This window comes from Halalkalicoccus tibetensis, from assembly GCF_037996645.1.
Classification (GTDB): domain Archaea; phylum Halobacteriota; class Halobacteria; order Halobacteriales; family Halalkalicoccaceae; genus Halalkalicoccus; species Halalkalicoccus tibetensis.
In genome coordinates this window covers 212,559-227,021 of sequence record NZ_JBBMXV010000002.1, presented here as the reverse complement: position 1 = coordinate 227,021, position 14,463 = coordinate 212,559, and the positions used below count along the sequence as shown (strand labels likewise).

Annotated in this window: 16 protein-coding genes; 4 read left to right on the top strand and 12 right to left on the bottom strand. The window is 66.7% G+C overall.

Translation table 11 applies throughout. The features are described from left to right. Window positions 1–2: 2 nt before the first annotated feature. Genes WOA58_RS06535 through WOA58_RS06520 form a run of 4 tightly spaced genes read right to left on the bottom strand, consistent with a single transcriptional unit; the run spans window position 3 to window position 3,389 of the window. Window positions 3–1,115: a M24 family metallopeptidase gene (locus WOA58_RS06535; RefSeq protein ID WP_340603374.1), complete on the bottom strand. Its 1,113-nt coding sequence runs from the start codon at window positions 1,113–1,115 to the stop codon at window positions 3–5. Further along, window positions 1,116–2,954 carry an ATP-dependent helicase gene (locus WOA58_RS06530; protein WP_340603373.1) on the bottom strand — a complete coding sequence of 613 codons (1,839 nt, stop codon included), beginning with the start codon at window positions 2,952–2,954 and terminating at the stop codon, window positions 1,116–1,118. It abuts the gene before it with no gap. Between the two features lie 49 nt (window positions 2,955–3,003). Then, window positions 3,004–3,162 carry a DUF7563 family protein gene (locus tag WOA58_RS06525; protein ID WP_340603372.1) on the bottom strand — a complete coding sequence of 53 codons (159 nt, stop codon included), beginning with the start codon at window positions 3,160–3,162 and terminating at the stop codon, window positions 3,004–3,006. Window positions 3,163–3,212: 50 nt separating this feature from the next. Next, entirely contained in the window at window positions 3,213–3,389 is a 177-nt protein-coding gene (locus WOA58_RS06520; RefSeq protein ID WP_340603371.1) for an HVO_0416 family zinc finger protein, read from the bottom strand. 79 nt (window positions 3,390–3,468) lie between these two features. Here WOA58_RS06520 and WOA58_RS06515 point away from each other — a divergent pair, with 79 nt between their 5' ends. Next, complete coding sequence (locus WOA58_RS06515; RefSeq protein ID WP_340603370.1) at window positions 3,469–4,125, top strand: alpha/beta hydrolase; 657 nt, start codon at window positions 3,469–3,471, stop codon at window positions 4,123–4,125. On the opposite strand, the gene WOA58_RS06510 is transcribed toward WOA58_RS06515, so the two are convergent. The 7 genes from WOA58_RS06510 to WOA58_RS06480 form a co-directional block, all read right to left on the bottom strand. Next, entirely contained in the window at window positions 4,117–4,326 is a 210-nt protein-coding gene (locus WOA58_RS06510; protein ID WP_340603369.1) for a hypothetical protein, read from the bottom strand. The two genes, WOA58_RS06515 and WOA58_RS06510, sit on opposite strands and share 9 nt — an antisense overlap. Before the next feature lie 56 nt (window positions 4,327–4,382). After that, a complete protein-coding gene (locus WOA58_RS06505) occupies window positions 4,383–5,888 on the bottom strand; it encodes a carboxypeptidase M32 (protein ID WP_340603368.1) in 1,506 nt (501 codons plus the stop codon). 51 nt (window positions 5,889–5,939) lie between these two features. Beyond that, entirely contained in the window at window positions 5,940–7,670 is a 1,731-nt protein-coding gene (locus WOA58_RS06500) for a hypothetical protein (protein WP_340603367.1), read from the bottom strand. A gap of 67 nt (window positions 7,671–7,737) precedes the next feature. Continuing rightward, window positions 7,738–8,820, bottom strand: coding sequence for a M20 family metallopeptidase (locus WOA58_RS06495; protein ID WP_340603366.1), 1,083 nt, complete (start codon window positions 8,818–8,820; stop codon window positions 7,738–7,740). Window positions 8,821–8,857: 37 nt separating this feature from the next. Beyond that, window positions 8,858–10,192, bottom strand: coding sequence for an aminotransferase family protein (locus WOA58_RS06490; RefSeq protein ID WP_340603365.1), 1,335 nt, complete (start codon window positions 10,190–10,192; stop codon window positions 8,858–8,860). Window positions 10,193–10,250: 58 nt separating this feature from the next. Next, window positions 10,251–10,565 carry a DUF7553 family protein gene (locus tag WOA58_RS06485; protein WP_340603364.1) on the bottom strand — a complete coding sequence of 105 codons (315 nt, stop codon included), beginning with the start codon at window positions 10,563–10,565 and terminating at the stop codon, window positions 10,251–10,253. Then, a complete protein-coding gene (locus WOA58_RS06480; RefSeq protein WP_340603363.1) occupies window positions 10,562–10,816 on the bottom strand; it encodes a glutathione S-transferase N-terminal domain-containing protein in 255 nt (84 codons plus the stop codon). Before WOA58_RS06480 ends, WOA58_RS06485 begins: the two co-directional genes overlap by 4 nt. A gap of 94 nt (window positions 10,817–10,910) precedes the next feature. On the opposite strand from WOA58_RS06480, the gene WOA58_RS06475 reads away from it, so the two are divergent. Further along, a complete protein-coding gene (locus WOA58_RS06475; protein ID WP_340603362.1) occupies window positions 10,911–11,204 on the top strand; it encodes a hypothetical protein in 294 nt (97 codons plus the stop codon). 107 nt (window positions 11,205–11,311) lie between these two features. Beyond that, window positions 11,312–12,073: a hypothetical protein gene (locus WOA58_RS06470; RefSeq protein ID WP_340603361.1), complete on the top strand. Its 762-nt coding sequence runs from the start codon at window positions 11,312–11,314 to the stop codon at window positions 12,071–12,073. Between the two features lie 134 nt (window positions 12,074–12,207). Here the strand turns inward: WOA58_RS06470 and WOA58_RS06465 are convergent, their stop codons facing one another. Next, window positions 12,208–12,375, bottom strand: coding sequence for a hypothetical protein (locus tag WOA58_RS06465; protein ID WP_340603360.1), 168 nt, complete (start codon window positions 12,373–12,375; stop codon window positions 12,208–12,210). Between the two features lie 162 nt (window positions 12,376–12,537). Here WOA58_RS06465 and WOA58_RS06460 point away from each other — a divergent pair, with 162 nt between their 5' ends. Further along, window positions 12,538–14,388, top strand: a complete 1,851-nt coding sequence (locus WOA58_RS06460; protein ID WP_340603359.1) for a PINc/VapC family ATPase — start codon at window positions 12,538–12,540, stop codon at window positions 14,386–14,388. Window positions 14,389–14,463 lie beyond the last annotated feature (75 nt).

Genomic DNA, 14,463 nt, shown 5'->3' with positions numbered 1-14,463 from the left:
GGCTACCGCTTCCGCGGAACGAGCGACCGGGGGTAGTCGGTGAGGTTCTCGAAGCCCTCCTCGCGGACGACCACGAGGTCCTCGATGCGAACTCCCCCCTCGTCGGGATCGTAGACGCCCGGTTCGATCGTCAGGACCGTCCCCGCTTCGAGCTCGTCGTCGGCCCGCAGCGACGGCGCCTCGTGGAGGCTCATGCCGACGCCGTGGCCGGTACTATGGATGAAGCCCGGCGAGCCGTCGGGCCGGAAGCCGTAGGCCCCGACTTCGGCGGCGGTCTCCTCGTGGACCGTGCTCGCGACCGTTCCGGCGCCCTCCGAGAGCGCCTCGAAGGCGGCGTCCTGGGCGCGCTCGGCGGCGATATAGGCCCGGCGCTCCCAGCCCCCCTCCGAATCGACGACGAACGTGCGCGAGAGGTCGCCGTAGTACCCCTCGGGACCGCGCGGCGAGAGGTCGAGCAGGACGGTCTCGCCGCGTTCGATCGGTAGGTCGCCGGTGAAATGGAGATCCGCACACGTCTCGCCCGCGCCGATCACGGTGTTGCCGGCCGGATCCACGCCCTCGCGGGCCATCGCGGCGTTCGCTTCACGCCGCAGGCGCTCGGTCGTCAGTGCCCCGCCGTCCCACGTCAGCGAATCGCCCTCGGCCCCCGCGGCGGCCAGCACGGTCTCCGCGCGGGCCATCCCGACCTGAGCGGCCTCCTGTACCGTCCGGAGTCGATCGATCTCCGCCTCGGTTTTTCGGACCCGCATCCGGGAGACGACGTCGGTCGATTCGAGCTCGCAGCCGGCGCGTTCGAGCCAGACCGCCGCGTCATGGGGGATCCCTTGAGGAACCAGAACGGTCCCTGAGACGAGCTCCGCGGCGCGCTCGCCCGCCGCCGTCGCCTCCTGTTCGGCCGCGCTCACGACGGTTCCGGAGAACTCCTGCTCGGCCTGCTCCTCGAACAGTCGGGGTGCACACAGGACCGCCTCGCCGTCGTAGACGAACGCGTAGTCGCGGTCGGGGCCCGAAAACCGGGTGAGATATCCGAGGTCGTCGTCGAAGCGGTCGCCGACGTGGACGAAGGCGTCGGCCCCCCTGGAATCGAGTTCCGTCTCGAGCGCCGAGAACTCCATCTAGTGGACTTCGGCCTCGGGGGCGTCGGCCTCCGCGATCAGCTCCTCGATGGGCTCATCGCGGGGCTCGTTGCAGAGCAGTACGTCGAGCGGCAGCGTCGGCGCGCCGTTGACGAGGTTCTCCATCATGACGAGCCGCTCGCGGGCCCGGCTCATCCCGACGTAGAACACGCGGCGTTCGTTGTCGGTGAGCATCGGCACGGGGCTGGTGGTCCGGGTGAACTCCTCCTCGAGGGGGACCTCCTCCTGCTCGATCGTCGCGGCCATCTGCTCGACGACCTTCTCGGTGAGGTCGGTCGCGACGAAGACGTGGTCGGCTTCGCGACCCTTCGCGGAGTGGATCGTCCCGATCCGAACCCGTTCGGGGTCCGCGCCCTCGTAGGTGCCCGTCGCGAAGTACGCCTTCATGCTCTTTCGCTGGAAGCTCGTGATCTTCCGGGACATGTCGGCCGCCGAGACGGGATCGGGGACGAACGGGGCGTGTTCACGGATCGTCTCGGGATCGATCGTGATCTCGCTCACGTCGTCGACGCCCGCGGCCTCCTGGCGCTCGTCGATCTCGTCGAAGAGGTCGTCGCGGTCGTTTGAGCTGAAGGCCGAGTCAGCGAGCATGTCCGCGAGCCGGCGAGCCTCGAGTCCGCTGATCGCCTCCTCGTCCTCGATCTTCTCGACCGCCGAGATGAACTGCTGGAGCCGGTCGGTCCACATCCGCTGGTCGGTGAGCACCCGGAAGGGCATCCCCTCGGAGATGTACTCGTCGATGAACTGGAACATCTGGTAGCGCGCGCGGAACAGCACCATCACCGTCTCCTCGGGGGTCTCGGCGACCGTCGCGCGGACGTTCCGGACCAGATCGAGCATCGAGGGGCTCTCGACGGCCTCGACGGTGCCGCCCTCCTTGCGGGGGTTGAGGTCCTTCTCCTGGCGTTTTTCGATGTGTCGGACCTCCCGGTTGACGACGTCGAGGATCCGGGAGGGCAGCCGGTAGGAGTTCGGCAGGACGTTGTCGTCGTCGACCTCGGCGTCGAGCAGGAGCGCGGGGTCCGCCCCCTGCCAGGCGTAAACGACCTGGTCGTCGTCGCCGGCGATCAGCACGCCCTTCATGTGGGGTTTCCACTCCTCGTAGACGCCGTACTGCAGCGTGGTGATGTCCTGGAACTCGTCGATCACCAGGTAGTCGACGTTCGGCACGAGCGAGCGCTGCTGGACGCGTTCGAGCATGTCCGCGAAGCCGATGACGCCCTCCTCGCCCTTGTACGAGCGCCAGGCGCGGATCGCCTCGGGGATGTCGACCCGATCGTCGTCGCTGGGCCACGTCGGGGTGTACTTGTTGCCCGACATCGAGTTCTCGTCGATCTCCGGCGGCAGGCGGACCTCCTCGTCGTCCCACTGGAAGGGGACGTCGTACCAGTCGGCGACCTCCCTGTGGGTGCGCTGGAGCCACTGGCTGGTGGCGATGATCTTGTTGCCGAGCGTCGTCGAGCGGGCGGTCCGGCGCCCGGCGCCGCTGTACTCGTCCTCGAACTCGAGCCCGTAGGACTCGCAGAACTCCTTTTTCTGCTTCTCGCCCACGACGTCGCCCCGCGAGAGGTCGAGCAGCTCGTAGGCCTTCGCGTGCATCGTACAGACGTTGCCCTGCAGGCTCCGCGGCGAGATGTCGAGGCGCTCGGCCAGCCGCTCGCGGATCTCGGCGGCGGCGGCGCGGGTGTACGAGACGACCAGCACGTCGTTGACGGCGACCGAGTCGTCCTCGAGGATCTCCTCGACGCGATCGAGGAGCGCCGTCGTCTTCCCGCTGCCGGGCCCACCGAACAGCCGGGTGACCTGTGTGTCAGCCATTGCACGTAGTCACGAGCCAATACCTGATAAGCCCCGTGGGTTCGGGCCGCTATCCGCCCCGCGAGGAACGGGCCTTTCGTATCTCTGCGCCGTCGCGGATCAGGTCCTCGCAGTCCGGACAGACGCGCGGTGCGTCGACGTCCGCCGGCGTGAACACCCGGACGTACGCCTCGGTCACGAACGAGCCACAGTTCTGGCACTCCGGCATTTGGTGCGTTCTCACGCAGCACGGACAATAAATCGTTCCGTTCGCGGACCCTACCGCGGCTCCCACCCACAGACCGTACAGCCCGAGGCCTCCTGGTCGTGAAGCCCCCCGCAGTCGGGACACTGCTTCTTGTTGTAGTCGGTCTCCCACCCCGCAGGTCCCGTCTCGTGTCCCCGCTGGGACAGGAACTGGTCGAACATCTCGTCTTGGTCGGGTGCGGTAGCCATACACGACCCATTATGACATGGTATCACATAACGCTTCGGGTCGGACAGGGGATTTATATCGGGCGCCCGTAGGAGGGGTATGACCGATTCTCCGCTGGAACACGTGAGCAGGGAGCCGGAAGCGGGCGACGGCCCGACACCCGCCCTCGTCCTGATCCACGGTCGCGGGACGAACGAGCGCGACCTCCTGCCGCTGGCCGAACGGCTCCCCGACGAGCTGCACGTCCTCAGCGTCCGGGCGCCCGACCGCCTGCAGGGCGGGTATACGTGGTACGAGCTCGACCTCTCGGCGGGCGGGCTCCACGCAAGCGAGCCCCACGCCGAGGAGTTCCGCCGGAGCCTCGATCTCGTCCACGAGTTCGTCGAGTGGGCGATCGGCGAGTACGCGATCGACCCCGAGCGGGTCGGGCTGCTGGGCTTCAGCCAGGGGGCGATCACGAGCCTCGCGGCGCTCTGTGAACGGCCCGAGCGCTACGCGTGGGTCGTCGCGCTGAACGGCTATCTCGCCGCCTCACACGAGGACCGAGTGGAGGCGGCGGGCGGCAAACCGGTGTTCGTCGGGGCGGGCGAGGCCGACCAGATCATCCCGGCCGAGCGAGCCCAACGGGCCGCCGAGCTGCTCTCGGAGGCCGGCGCCGACGTGACCCACGAGGTCTACCCCGTGGGCCACGGCACCCATCCCGAGGAGGTCGCCGACGTCGAGGAGTGGCTGCGCGAGCGGCTCCGCTCAGCGTAGTCCCCGTATCACGAGCACGAGCCCCATGAGGGCGCCGAAGGCGACGAGGCCGATTCCGGCGGCCCCCAGTAGCTCGGTGCTGGTGTAGTCGGGGAGGCGGTAGCCGTACTCCATGACGGCCGCCGAGACCAGAAGCGAGAGCCCCGCACCGAAGATCGTGGTCGCGAGGTCGACGCCGAACGGGCTGCCGATGTCGGGCATGAACCCATATCACCGATCCGGACGGTTAACTCCGGGGCCGGCAGTCGCGGCCGGCTTCAGAGGTCGTAGAGTTCGCCGTACTTCTCGGTCACGTACTCGAGGAAGTAGTCGGCCGTGAAGGCCTCGCCGGTGGCCTCCTCGATCAGCTCGGGGGTGGTGTACCGGCTGCCGTGGCGATGGACGGTCTCGACGAGCCAGTCGCGAAGCGGGTCGAACTCGCCCTCGCGGATCCGTCCCTCGAGGTCGTCGATCTCCTCCTCGGCGCTCGCGTACAGCTGGGCGGCCAGCACGCTGCCCAGCGAGTAGGTCGGGAAGTAGCCGAAGGAGCCGTGGCTCCAGTGGATGTCCTGCAAGCATCCCTCGGAATCGGTCTCCGGGCGGACGCCGAGATACTCCTCTATCCGGTCGTTCCAGGCCTCGGGCACCTCCTCGACCGAGAGCTCGCCCTCGATCAGCTCGCGCTCGATCTCGAACCGGAGGACGATGTGCATGTGGTAGGTCAGCTCGTCCGCCTCCACGCGAATGAGGTTGTCATCGTACACCTGATTCGCGGCCTCGTAGGCCTCCTCGACGCTCGCGTCGACCTGCGGGAACCGCTTCTCGACCCGCGGGAGGAACTGCTCCCAGAACGCCCGTGACCGACCGACATGGTTCTCCCAGAGCCGGGATTGGGACTCGTGAACCGTCAGATCGCGTGAGTCGCCAAGCGGGGTGGCGTAGTGTTCGTCGGGCAGTCCTAAGGTATAGGTGGCGTGGCCGAACTCGTGGATCGTGCTGGTCAGCCCCCCGAGGAGATCCGTCTCGTCGAAGCGGGTCGTCACGCGCGCGTCGAACTGGTTGCCCGTCGAGAACGGGTGGGGCGCGGTGTCGAGGCGGCCCCGGTCCCAGTCGTATCCGAGGGTGTCGAGCGCGTCGCGGGCCAGCTCCTCCTGGGTCTCGGGGTCGAACTCGCCCGAGAAGGCGTCGGTCGCGAGCTCCGCCTCGGAGTCCGCGACCGAATCGATCAGGGGGACGAGCTCCTCGCGCAGCCGCGCCAGCATCTCCTCGGCTTTCTCGAGCTCGATGTACGGCTCGTAGTCGGCGAACAGCACCGCGTAGGGATCCGCGTCGGGGTCGATATGGTGGGCGTACTCCTTTTTAAGCTCGATCAGCTCCCCGAGGATCGGCGCGAAGATCGAGAAGTCGTCCTCGGCTTTCGCCTCCTTCCACTCGGGCAGCGCCTCGGAGGTCGTCCGGGAGATCTCCTCGACGAGCTCGGTCGGGACGCGGGTCTTCCGCTCGTACTGGCGGCGGATCTCGCGGACGACCGCCTCCTGCTCGGCGTCGAGGTCGGCGGCGTCGAGCTCGTCGAGATACTCGCCCATCTCCTCGTCGGTGAACTCCTCGTGGATCACCGCCGAGAGGGTCGAAAGCTGCTGGGAGCGGGCCTCGATCCCGTCGTCGGGCATCTTGACCTCCTGGTCCCACTGCAGGACGCTCGCGCCCGCCCCGAGGTTCTCGATGCGCCGTACCTTCCCGAGGAACTGTTCGTAGGTGTCCGATTGGGTGGTGGACTGTGCCATACCTTCGGTTCGAAACCCGCGACCAAGAACTCGGTGGTCGCGGCGAGCGGGTCAGTTCAGGAGGCCGAGCACGCCGTCGGCGTCCCCGTTCGTCTCCTCGTCTTCGTCCTCGCTGTCGGCCGCATCGTCCTCTCCGTCGTCCGTCCCGGTCTCGTCGTCCGCGTCGTCGGTGTTCTGCTCGTTCTCCCCGTCAGGAGCGTCCTGTTCCTCGGCGCCATCGCCTTCATCGTCTTCCGCGGGTGACTCCTCGTTCGCATCGTCGTCATCCCCGGCGTCAGCGTCGCCGTCGCTCACGCCGCCGTCGTCATTTCCCGATTCGTCCTCGTCGTCCGCTCCACCGTCATCGTCAGCCCCGCTCGCCTCGTCGGTTCCGTCCTCTGCTCCGTTGGCGTCATCGCCCTCGGAGCCGTCGTCATTTCCCGAACCAGCCTCGTCCTCGTCGCTGCCGTCTTCGTCGTCAGCAGCGGCCTCGTCGTCCCCATCCCCGTCACCGAAGCCTGGGAGTATCCCGTCCTCGTCGTCCTGGCTGTCGGTCTCGTCGCCATCCTCATTTCCCGAATCGTCCTCCTCGACTGGGTCCTCGTCGTCGGTAGCGTCCTCGTCAGATTCGCCCTCGTCGTCAGCCCCGTCGGTCTCCTCTACGTCGCCATCGCCGTCCGCATCGCCAGCCTCGTCGTCGCCATCGGAGCCGTCGTCATTTCCCGAACCAGCCCCGTTGTCAGCGTCCTGGTCGCCTCCACCGGCGTCCTGTTCGTTCTCATTATCGGCGTCGGCAGCGCCATCGTCAGTCGTGTCCTGCTCGCCTTCGTCGGTGCCGTCATCTCCTGCTCCATTAGCAGGAGCGTCCTCATCGTCGTTTTCGGTCGGTTGGTCCTCGCCGGTATCGTCAACCGGCGGATCGTCGCCGTTAGTGTCCCCTGCGGGTTCGTCGTCACCGTTCGTGTCGTTGGCATCGTCCCCGTTATCGCCGTCCTCGCCGGCACCGATGTCGTCCGCATCATCTGCACCATTGTCCGCGTCATCGGCGCCGTTGTCCACTTCGTCGGGGTCAGTTGGGGCATCCTCGCCCGTGGTGCCTTCCTCTTCCTCATTCGCGTCCTCGGCGTCCGTGCCGTCGTCAGTAGTCCCATTGCCAGCGTCCGCGTCGTCGGTTTCGTCGGGTCCGTCATCGTCGGTCGGCGGGGCCGAATCGTCCGCCCCGCCGTCAGCGTCAGCATCGTCCGCGTCGTCGTCGCCGCCGAAGATCGGCTCGTCGGCACCGTCGTCCCCGGTGTCGGTGGCGCCGTCATCGTCTTCGGGCGCGTCCTGCCCGTCGTCATCCGCCGGCGGGGCGGGGTCGTCCGCCGTGTCGTTGTCGGCATCGTCAGCCGGTGTCTCGTCAGCCCCGTCAGCATCGTCGTCGGCCGCATCCTCGTCCGTGGTCTCCTCGCTGTCAGCGTCCTCGGGCGGGTCTACCCCGTCATCGTCGGCGTCCGCCTCGCTATCGTCGGCCTGTTCGGCCTCGTCGTCCGCGTCCTCGTCGCCCGCGGGCTCCTCCTCGGCCGTCTCGTCGTCGAGGCCCGGTGGGTCGCCGTCCTCGTCGCCCGGGCTGTCGGTCCCGATCGGGCCGAAGTTCAGCGACGGGAACCCGAGCGTCGCGATCAGGCCGATCGCGAACAGGGCGATCCCGGCGACCAGCAGGATCTGCTGGGGACGTTTCCAGTCGCTTTCCTCGTCGCTACCGCTGTTGCTGCTGGTGTCAGACCGTGATCTCGGCGGCCCGGGGGACTGAGAGCGGCTCACGTCACCCCCGATTGGGGGCCGAGGCGCAAAGACCTGTCCTTATCCCGTTGTCAGTATCCCTCCCGGATCAGATGATCCGCTCCGCGGCCTCCCGGTAGATCTGATAACACCGCTCCAGCACCTCGATCGAGACGCTCTCCTCTTTCGTGTGGGCCTCGCCGGGCTCGGAGGCCCCGCAGATCACGCAGGCGACCCCCGCCTCGGCGAGCCAGCCCGCGTCCGTCGCGTGGGGCTTCGCGACGAGCTCCGGGGACCCCTCTTGCGCCTCGCGGGCCGCCGCGAGCACCCCTTCGGCGAACCCCTCGTCCGAACAGCGCATCGGCGGGAGATCCTGGTCGACGGCCCACTCGACCCCCTCCAACTCGCCCACCCGTTCGAGGGGTGCGCGCTCGCCGGGGACTGTGCGCTCGTCAACGGTGACCGTACAGCGCTCGGGGATCACGTTCATCGCCGAGCCGCCCCCGATCTCGGTGACGGCGACCGATCCCGAGAGACGGTTGCCCAGCACCTCGGCCGCGGGGGCCTCGAACTCCCGGACGAGGTCGACGGCCTCACAGGCCCGGTAGATCGCGTTCTCTCCGGCCTCGGGCTCGCTCGCGTGGCTCGCGGTCCCGCGGGCGGTGATCGTGCTTCCCCGCCGGCCCTTGTGGGCGACGACGACGTCCGTGACGCCGGGCTTCGAGTAGTTCGTCGAGCCCTCGCCGACGATCGCGTAGTCGGGCACGAAGCCGTTCTCGATGGCGTAGCGCGCGCCCACGCCTCCCGACTCCTCGCCGACGAAGCTCGCGAAGACGAGCTCTCCGTCGAGATCCGAGGCATCGCGAAAGGCACACATCGCCGCGGCGACGGCCCCCTTCATGTCGGCGGTCCCGCGGCTGTAGAGCCGGCCGCCGCGCTCCTCGACCAGGTACTCGCCGTTTTTCGCCTGCTCGTCGGCCGGCGGCACCACGTCGTGGTGGCCCACGAGCGCCAGCGTCGGGCCCGTCGGGTCGCCCTTTCGCGCGAGAACGTTACCCGTTCCGTCGCGGGTCACGTCGCCGTCGGCGTGCTCGCGGAGCCACGCCTCGATGAAATCGCCCGCGCTCCCCTCGTCCTCGTGGCTCGGGATCGAGACGAGCTCCCGAGTGAGAACGGGTACGTCGCTGCTCATGGACGGGGAGACGGCGCCCGCCCCCTTAGTGGCGCGGTTAGCGGTCCATCGCGTCGTCGGCGACCTCGAGGGCGCCATCGAGCGCCGCGACCGCCTCGTCGATCTCCCCTTCGGTGATCGTCAGCGGCGGCGCGACGATGAACGTGTTGATGACGTTCGCGACGTAGGTCCCCTCGTCCATCGCGGCCGCCGAGACCTCGTCGAGCACCGTCGAGCCCATCGACATCCGGTCGTCGCGGGTGCCGAAGGGGACCCGGTCGTCGGGGTCCCGCGTCAGCTCGATCCCGCGGAACAGCCCCACCCCGCGGGTGTCGCCGACGCTCGGGTGGTCCTCCTCGAGCTCCGCGAGCCGGTCGCCGAGGTACTCGCCGACCTCGCTGGATCGCTCGATCAGCCCCTCCTCCTCGTACGTTCGGAGGGCGGCGAGCCCGGCCGCACACGAGACGGGGTGGCCCGCGTAGGTGTGGCCGTGACAGAACATGTTCTCCTCGAAGTGTTCGGCGATCTCGGGGGTGACCGTCGTCGCGCCCAGCGGCGCGTACGCCCCCGAGAGCCCCTTCGACATCGCCATGACGTCGGGCTGGACGCCGAAGACGTCCGAGCCGAACCACTCGCCGGTGCGCCCGAAGCCGGCCATGACCTCGTCACAGATCAGCAGCGCGCCGTGGTCATGGGCGATCTCCTTCAGCCGGGGCAGGTACTCCTCGGGGGGAACGATCACGCCGTTCGAGCCGATGATCGGCTCGACGAGCACGGCGGCGACGGTGTCGCCCTCGAGCATCAGCATCTCGTCGATGTACTCGAGGCTCTCCATCGGGTCGAGCGTCGAGCCGTAGTCGTACGGGTCGGGCGCCTTCACCATCCCCGGGACGCCGGGTTCGGCGACCAGCCGACGGGGGTCGCCCGTCGCGCTGATCGAGCCGTAGGTCGCGCCGTGATACGAGCGGTAGCGCGAGAGGATCTTGTCCTTGCCCGTGTACATCCGGGCGATCTTGATGGCGGCCTCGACGGCCTCGGTGCCGCTAGTCGAGAAGAAGGTCTTCGTGAGGTCGCCGGGCGTGACCTCCGCGAGCTTCTCGCCGAGCTGCGCGCGGGCCTCGGTCGCGAAGCCCGGCGCGAAGTAGGCGCCCTCCTCGGCCTGCTCGGCCATCGCCTCGCTGACGGCCTCGGCGGAGTGTCCGAGGTTCGTACACATCAACTGTCCGGAGAAGTCGATGTACTCGTTTCCGCTGGCGTCGGTGAAACGGACGCCCTCGCCGCCGGTCACCTCCGTCGGGTCGACCTCGGACTGATAGGCCCAGGTGCCGAAGACGTACTCCTCGTCCAGTCGCTCTGTCTCGGTTCGGTCGTTCGTGGGGTCGGGATCACCCATATGACTTCGTCATCGTCAGGCCGACCGAATAACCCCTTCGCAGTCGCACGCCGCCCGATCACTCCGACAGCTCGTCGACGTTCTCGCGGTACGCCCGAACGTGGTCGCGGGCCCGCCGGAGGTGGTCGCGGATCTCCTCGTCGTCGCCCGACTGCGAGGTGGCCGAGGAGCCCCCTTCCCCGTAGCCCTCCTGGAGCCGTACGAGCTCGTCGTGGATCGAATCGAGGTGCTCGGGCTTGGGCTCGTTTCCCTCCTCGTCGAGCTGGTCGAGGGCCTGCGTGAGGCTGTTCAGGGACTCGTTCAGCTCGCCGGTGTCGGCCTCGCGGGCGTGCTGGAGCTCCGTGCGCACCTGGTCGAGGTCGGGATCGCTCACGAGTGGTTCTCCTCCAGGTGCTCGACGATCTCGTCGCTGCCGTAGAGCGCCTCGCCACACTCCGTATCGACGAGGAACGGGATCTGGTCCTCGCCGCCGATCGCCTCCATTGCCCCCTTCGCCGTCTCGTTTTTCACCTCGCCCTCGGCCAGCCGCGGGTTGTGCGCGACGTACGAGAGCCCCAGCTCGCTCAGCGCCTCGCGAACGTCCGCCGAGTTCGGGCAGTCCTCCGCCTGGTAGAGTTCGAGCATCGTCGTTCCGTACGCCGCCCGTCCCCGTGAGCGTGGTGCCGTCTCCTGCGTGGCGGTACCAACCACTATCACGATGGGACCCCTCTCCGGGTGTATGAACGACGACGAAGGGGGCGAGGGGAGCGTGACCGTCGAGGCCACCGACTGGGACGCGGTCACGGCCGAGCTCGAGCGCTTCTGCGAGTCGGGGACCTACCACACCGACAGCGACGTGGCGAGCTGTACGGTCGGCGACGCGACGTTCGAGGTCTATGCGAACGGCCGGGTCGAGGGCGCGATGCCGCTGCACGAGCTCGACGGCGAGGCCGAGACGCTGACGTTCGACCACGGCGAGGGGACGATCACCGCCGAGGGCGAGGGAGTGAGCTACACGTTCCGGCGGCCCTGAGGCCAGAACCCCGATCCCAACACACCATACTTATCGACTGATGGAGGGTTCTTATGCTATCGCGCCACAACCGGGGCGTGACATCCAGAAGAACGGTCATCACGTCGATGGTTGGACTGGCATCCGTCGGTTTAGTTGGTACGGCAAGCGCCGACGAACGAGCGAACGACACTCCGTCGGCCGATGAATTGAACGCGGAGATCAGACGGACCTTCAAGGCAGGAGACACGGATAGGGTTCGGCGGCTGCTCGAAGGTCAGGAATTGGAGTACGACCTGACGACGACCACGGTAACGGAACCGGAGCCCGCGAGCGACGCGGATTTCGGCATTCAGAGCCGGTACTCCGAGAGTAACTCCGAACTCAGCACTGTCGTCACCAGCGCAACCAGGAATAACTGTGTCTGGTTTACTGTCAACATGAGCCTTGACAGTACACACAACCGGTTCAGAAACGCGCGCCATGTCGATGACGTCGTTGGGATCGGATTCAACGACGACCATTGGTCGATCATCGGCCAGCCGTATATTTCCGTTACTGATGATTACGACGTCCACTCTGCGGATTTCTACTCAGATAGTCTGAGCCAGGGCGGCCTCGCTGGCCTTGTCGATCTCAGAGAGGCGGGCCAAGGACCTTTTCCTGACCGGCTCCCTGAACAAGCCTACGTGACCTTACAGGCGCAGCTACAGAATCTCGATGACGTTCCAGGGACGCTTTGGGGTTCGTACGAGCATACATGGGCATCTACCTCCTTCGGATCAATTTCCAGTATATCTGGTGGTACGGGTCCTCTTTCCGTGGATTTGAGTGTAGCATCAACAGCCTGGGATATAGCGGATCCTGCTGACCCTAAAAGAGCCCTCTAAGAACGACTATCTATACGGAATGATCCCCCGTTCCCGCGAATTGTTTAGTATTCTCAGACCTGAGCCATTAGATGGCTGACTTCGGGCCTATCATCAGCAACATTTTACTGAGTGATTTTCGACTATTCGGCGGATCAGTATATATACTCGCTCACGAGATGTACTACGATGTATATCGGAAGGCCGACTAGGACTGCCAGAACTGGTAGAATGACGATATCGACGTCATCAGCTTCAAGCGTGAAAACTAGCGTCGCCAACATATATGCGATGATTGCGAGGAACCACTCCGATCTATCCATACACATCCGAACTACGCTGCCAATATAAATTCAACGAATAAATTCTGGATAATATACTTGGCTGCTGATTTATAACTTCTTGGCTCGTATCTGGTCTCGACCGACCACACAGACCTCTTTCGATGAAATACCCTTATCAACGGTCCGGCTGTTAGGGGAGGTATGAAGATTCTCCCGGACACCAGCGTCGTCATCGACGGGCGCGTCTCCACGCGGGTCCGCGACGGTGAGTTCGCCGGCGCGACCGTGCTCGTCCCCGAGGCGGTCGTCGGCGAGCTCGAACACCAGGCAAACGAGGGCATCGACAGCGGGTGGAACGGTCTCGAGGAGCTGAAGACGCTCGCGGAGCTCGCCGACGCCGGCGAGATCGAACTCGAATACGTGGGCCGGCGCCCCGACGCGATCGAGAAGGGGCAGGCCGCCGAGGGCGAGATCGACGCCCTCATTCGGGATCTGGCGGCCGATCACGAGGCGACGTTCGTCACCAGCGACATCGTCCAGAGCGAGGTCGCCGAGGCCAAGGGCCTGGACGTCGAGTACATCTCGCCCGAGGTCGAGGACGTCGGCACCCTCGAGATCGAGGAGTTCTTCGACGAGACGACGATGAGCGTCCACCTCAAGGCCGGGGTGGCGCCGATGGCCAAACGCGGCGACGTCGGCGAGATGAGCTTCGAACGGGTTCGCGAGGAGGTCCAGACCGAGGAGGACCTCGAGGAGATCGCCCGCGAGATCGAGAACGGCGCCAAACAGTCCTCCGATGGCTTCATCGAGCTCTCGGAGCCGGGCATGAAGATCGTCCAGTTCCGCGACTACCGGATCGCGATCGCCCGCCCACCCTTTGCGGACGGGATCGAGATCACGGCGGTCCGCCCGCTGGTCAAGACCGACCTCGACGACTACGAGTCGGCCGACGAGCTGCGCGAGCGGATGCTCGAACGCCAGCGCGGCATTCTGATCTCGGGCTCGCCCGGCGCGGGGAAGTCGACCTTCGCGCAGGCGGTCGCCGAGTTCCTCAACGACTCGGGCTACTCGGTGAAGACCATGGAGAAACCGCGCGACCTGCAGGTCGGTCCCGAGGTCACCCAGTACACGGAGCTGGGAGGCTCGATGGCCAAGACCGCCGATTCCTTACTTATGGTCCGGCCCGACTACACCATCTACGACGAGGTCAGGAAGACCGACGACTTCGAGGTGTTCGCGGACATGCGGCTGGCGGGCGTGGGCATGATCGGCGTCGTCCACGCGACCCGCGCGATCGACGCCCTCCAGCGGTTAGTTGGCAGGGTCGAGCTGGGAATGATCCCGCAGGTCGTCGACACGGTGGTGTACATCGAGGCCGGGGAGGTCCACACGGTCTACGACGTCACGACGGAGGTGAAGGTGCCCGCCGGGCTTACCGAGGAGGACCTCGCGCGGCCCGTCATCGTCATCGAGGACTTCGAGACGGGCACGCCGGCCTACGAGATCTACACGTTCAACCGCCAGGTCGTGACCGTCCCGCTCGAGGACGGCGAGGAGAGCGAGGGCGGCGTCGACCGGATCGCCCGCCAGGAGATCGAGCGCGAGATCCGCTCGATCGCCCAGGGCTACGTCGACGTCGAGCTCCGGGGCTCGAACACGGCGGTCGTCTACGTCGAGGACGACGACATCTCGAGCGTGATCGGCAAGGGCGGCGGCCGGATCACCGACGTCGAGAACAGGTTGGGGATCGACATCGACGTACGCACCCACGACGAGAACCCCAACTCCGGGGGCCCCTCGGGCGGCGGTGGTTCCTCGGGCCAGGAACGCGGCCAGATCGTCACCCCCGACATCACCTCGCGACACATCCGGCTCAACGTCGACGACGCCCAAGCGGGCCAGACGGTCGAGGTCAAGGCCGGCGAGGAGTACCTCTTCACCGCGACCGTCGGGCGCGGCGGCGACATCCAGGTCTCACGGGGTAGTGCCATCGCCGAGGAACTGGAACGGGCGATCGACAGGAGTCAACAGATCACCGTCGTCGGCGCCTGATCGACGGTAATCATCGACCGCTGCGGTTTTTTCGAGGAATTTTTCGCGCGATCGGAGCACGAGCGCTTCGCTCGA

Coding starts and splice junctions, on each gene's coding strand:
- WOA58_RS06470 (WP_340603361.1), top strand. CDS start 11,312: ATGGTTGGACTGGCATCCGTCGGTTTAGTTGGTACGGCAAGCGCCGAC.
- WOA58_RS06530 (WP_340603373.1), bottom strand. CDS start 2,954: ATGGCTGACACACAGGTCACCCGGCTGTTCGGTGGGCCCGGCAGCGGG.
- WOA58_RS06515 (WP_340603370.1), top strand. CDS start 3,469: ATGACCGATTCTCCGCTGGAACACGTGAGCAGGGAGCCGGAAGCGGGC.
- WOA58_RS06475 (WP_340603362.1), top strand. CDS start 10,911: ATGAACGACGACGAAGGGGGCGAGGGGAGCGTGACCGTCGAGGCCACC.
- WOA58_RS06465 (WP_340603360.1), bottom strand. CDS start 12,375: ATGGATAGATCGGAGTGGTTCCTCGCAATCATCGCATATATGTTGGCG.
- WOA58_RS06495 (WP_340603366.1), bottom strand. CDS start 8,820: ATGAGCAGCGACGTACCCGTTCTCACTCGGGAGCTCGTCTCGATCCCG.
- WOA58_RS06510 (WP_340603369.1), bottom strand. CDS start 4,326: ATGCCCGACATCGGCAGCCCGTTCGGCGTCGACCTCGCGACCACGATC.
- WOA58_RS06490 (WP_340603365.1), bottom strand. CDS start 10,192: ATGGGTGATCCCGACCCCACGAACGACCGAACCGAGACAGAGCGACTG.
- WOA58_RS06525 (WP_340603372.1), bottom strand. CDS start 3,162: ATGCCGGAGTGCCAGAACTGTGGCTCGTTCGTGACCGAGGCGTACGTC.
- WOA58_RS06520 (WP_340603371.1), bottom strand. CDS start 3,389: ATGGCTACCGCACCCGACCAAGACGAGATGTTCGACCAGTTCCTGTCC.
- WOA58_RS06480 (WP_340603363.1), bottom strand. CDS start 10,816: ATGCTCGAACTCTACCAGGCGGAGGACTGCCCGAACTCGGCGGACGTT.
- WOA58_RS06460 (WP_340603359.1), top strand. CDS start 12,538: ATGAAGATTCTCCCGGACACCAGCGTCGTCATCGACGGGCGCGTCTCC.
- WOA58_RS06535 (WP_340603374.1), bottom strand. CDS start 1,115: ATGGAGTTCTCGGCGCTCGAGACGGAACTCGATTCCAGGGGGGCCGAC.
- WOA58_RS06505 (WP_340603368.1), bottom strand. CDS start 5,888: ATGGCACAGTCCACCACCCAATCGGACACCTACGAACAGTTCCTCGGG.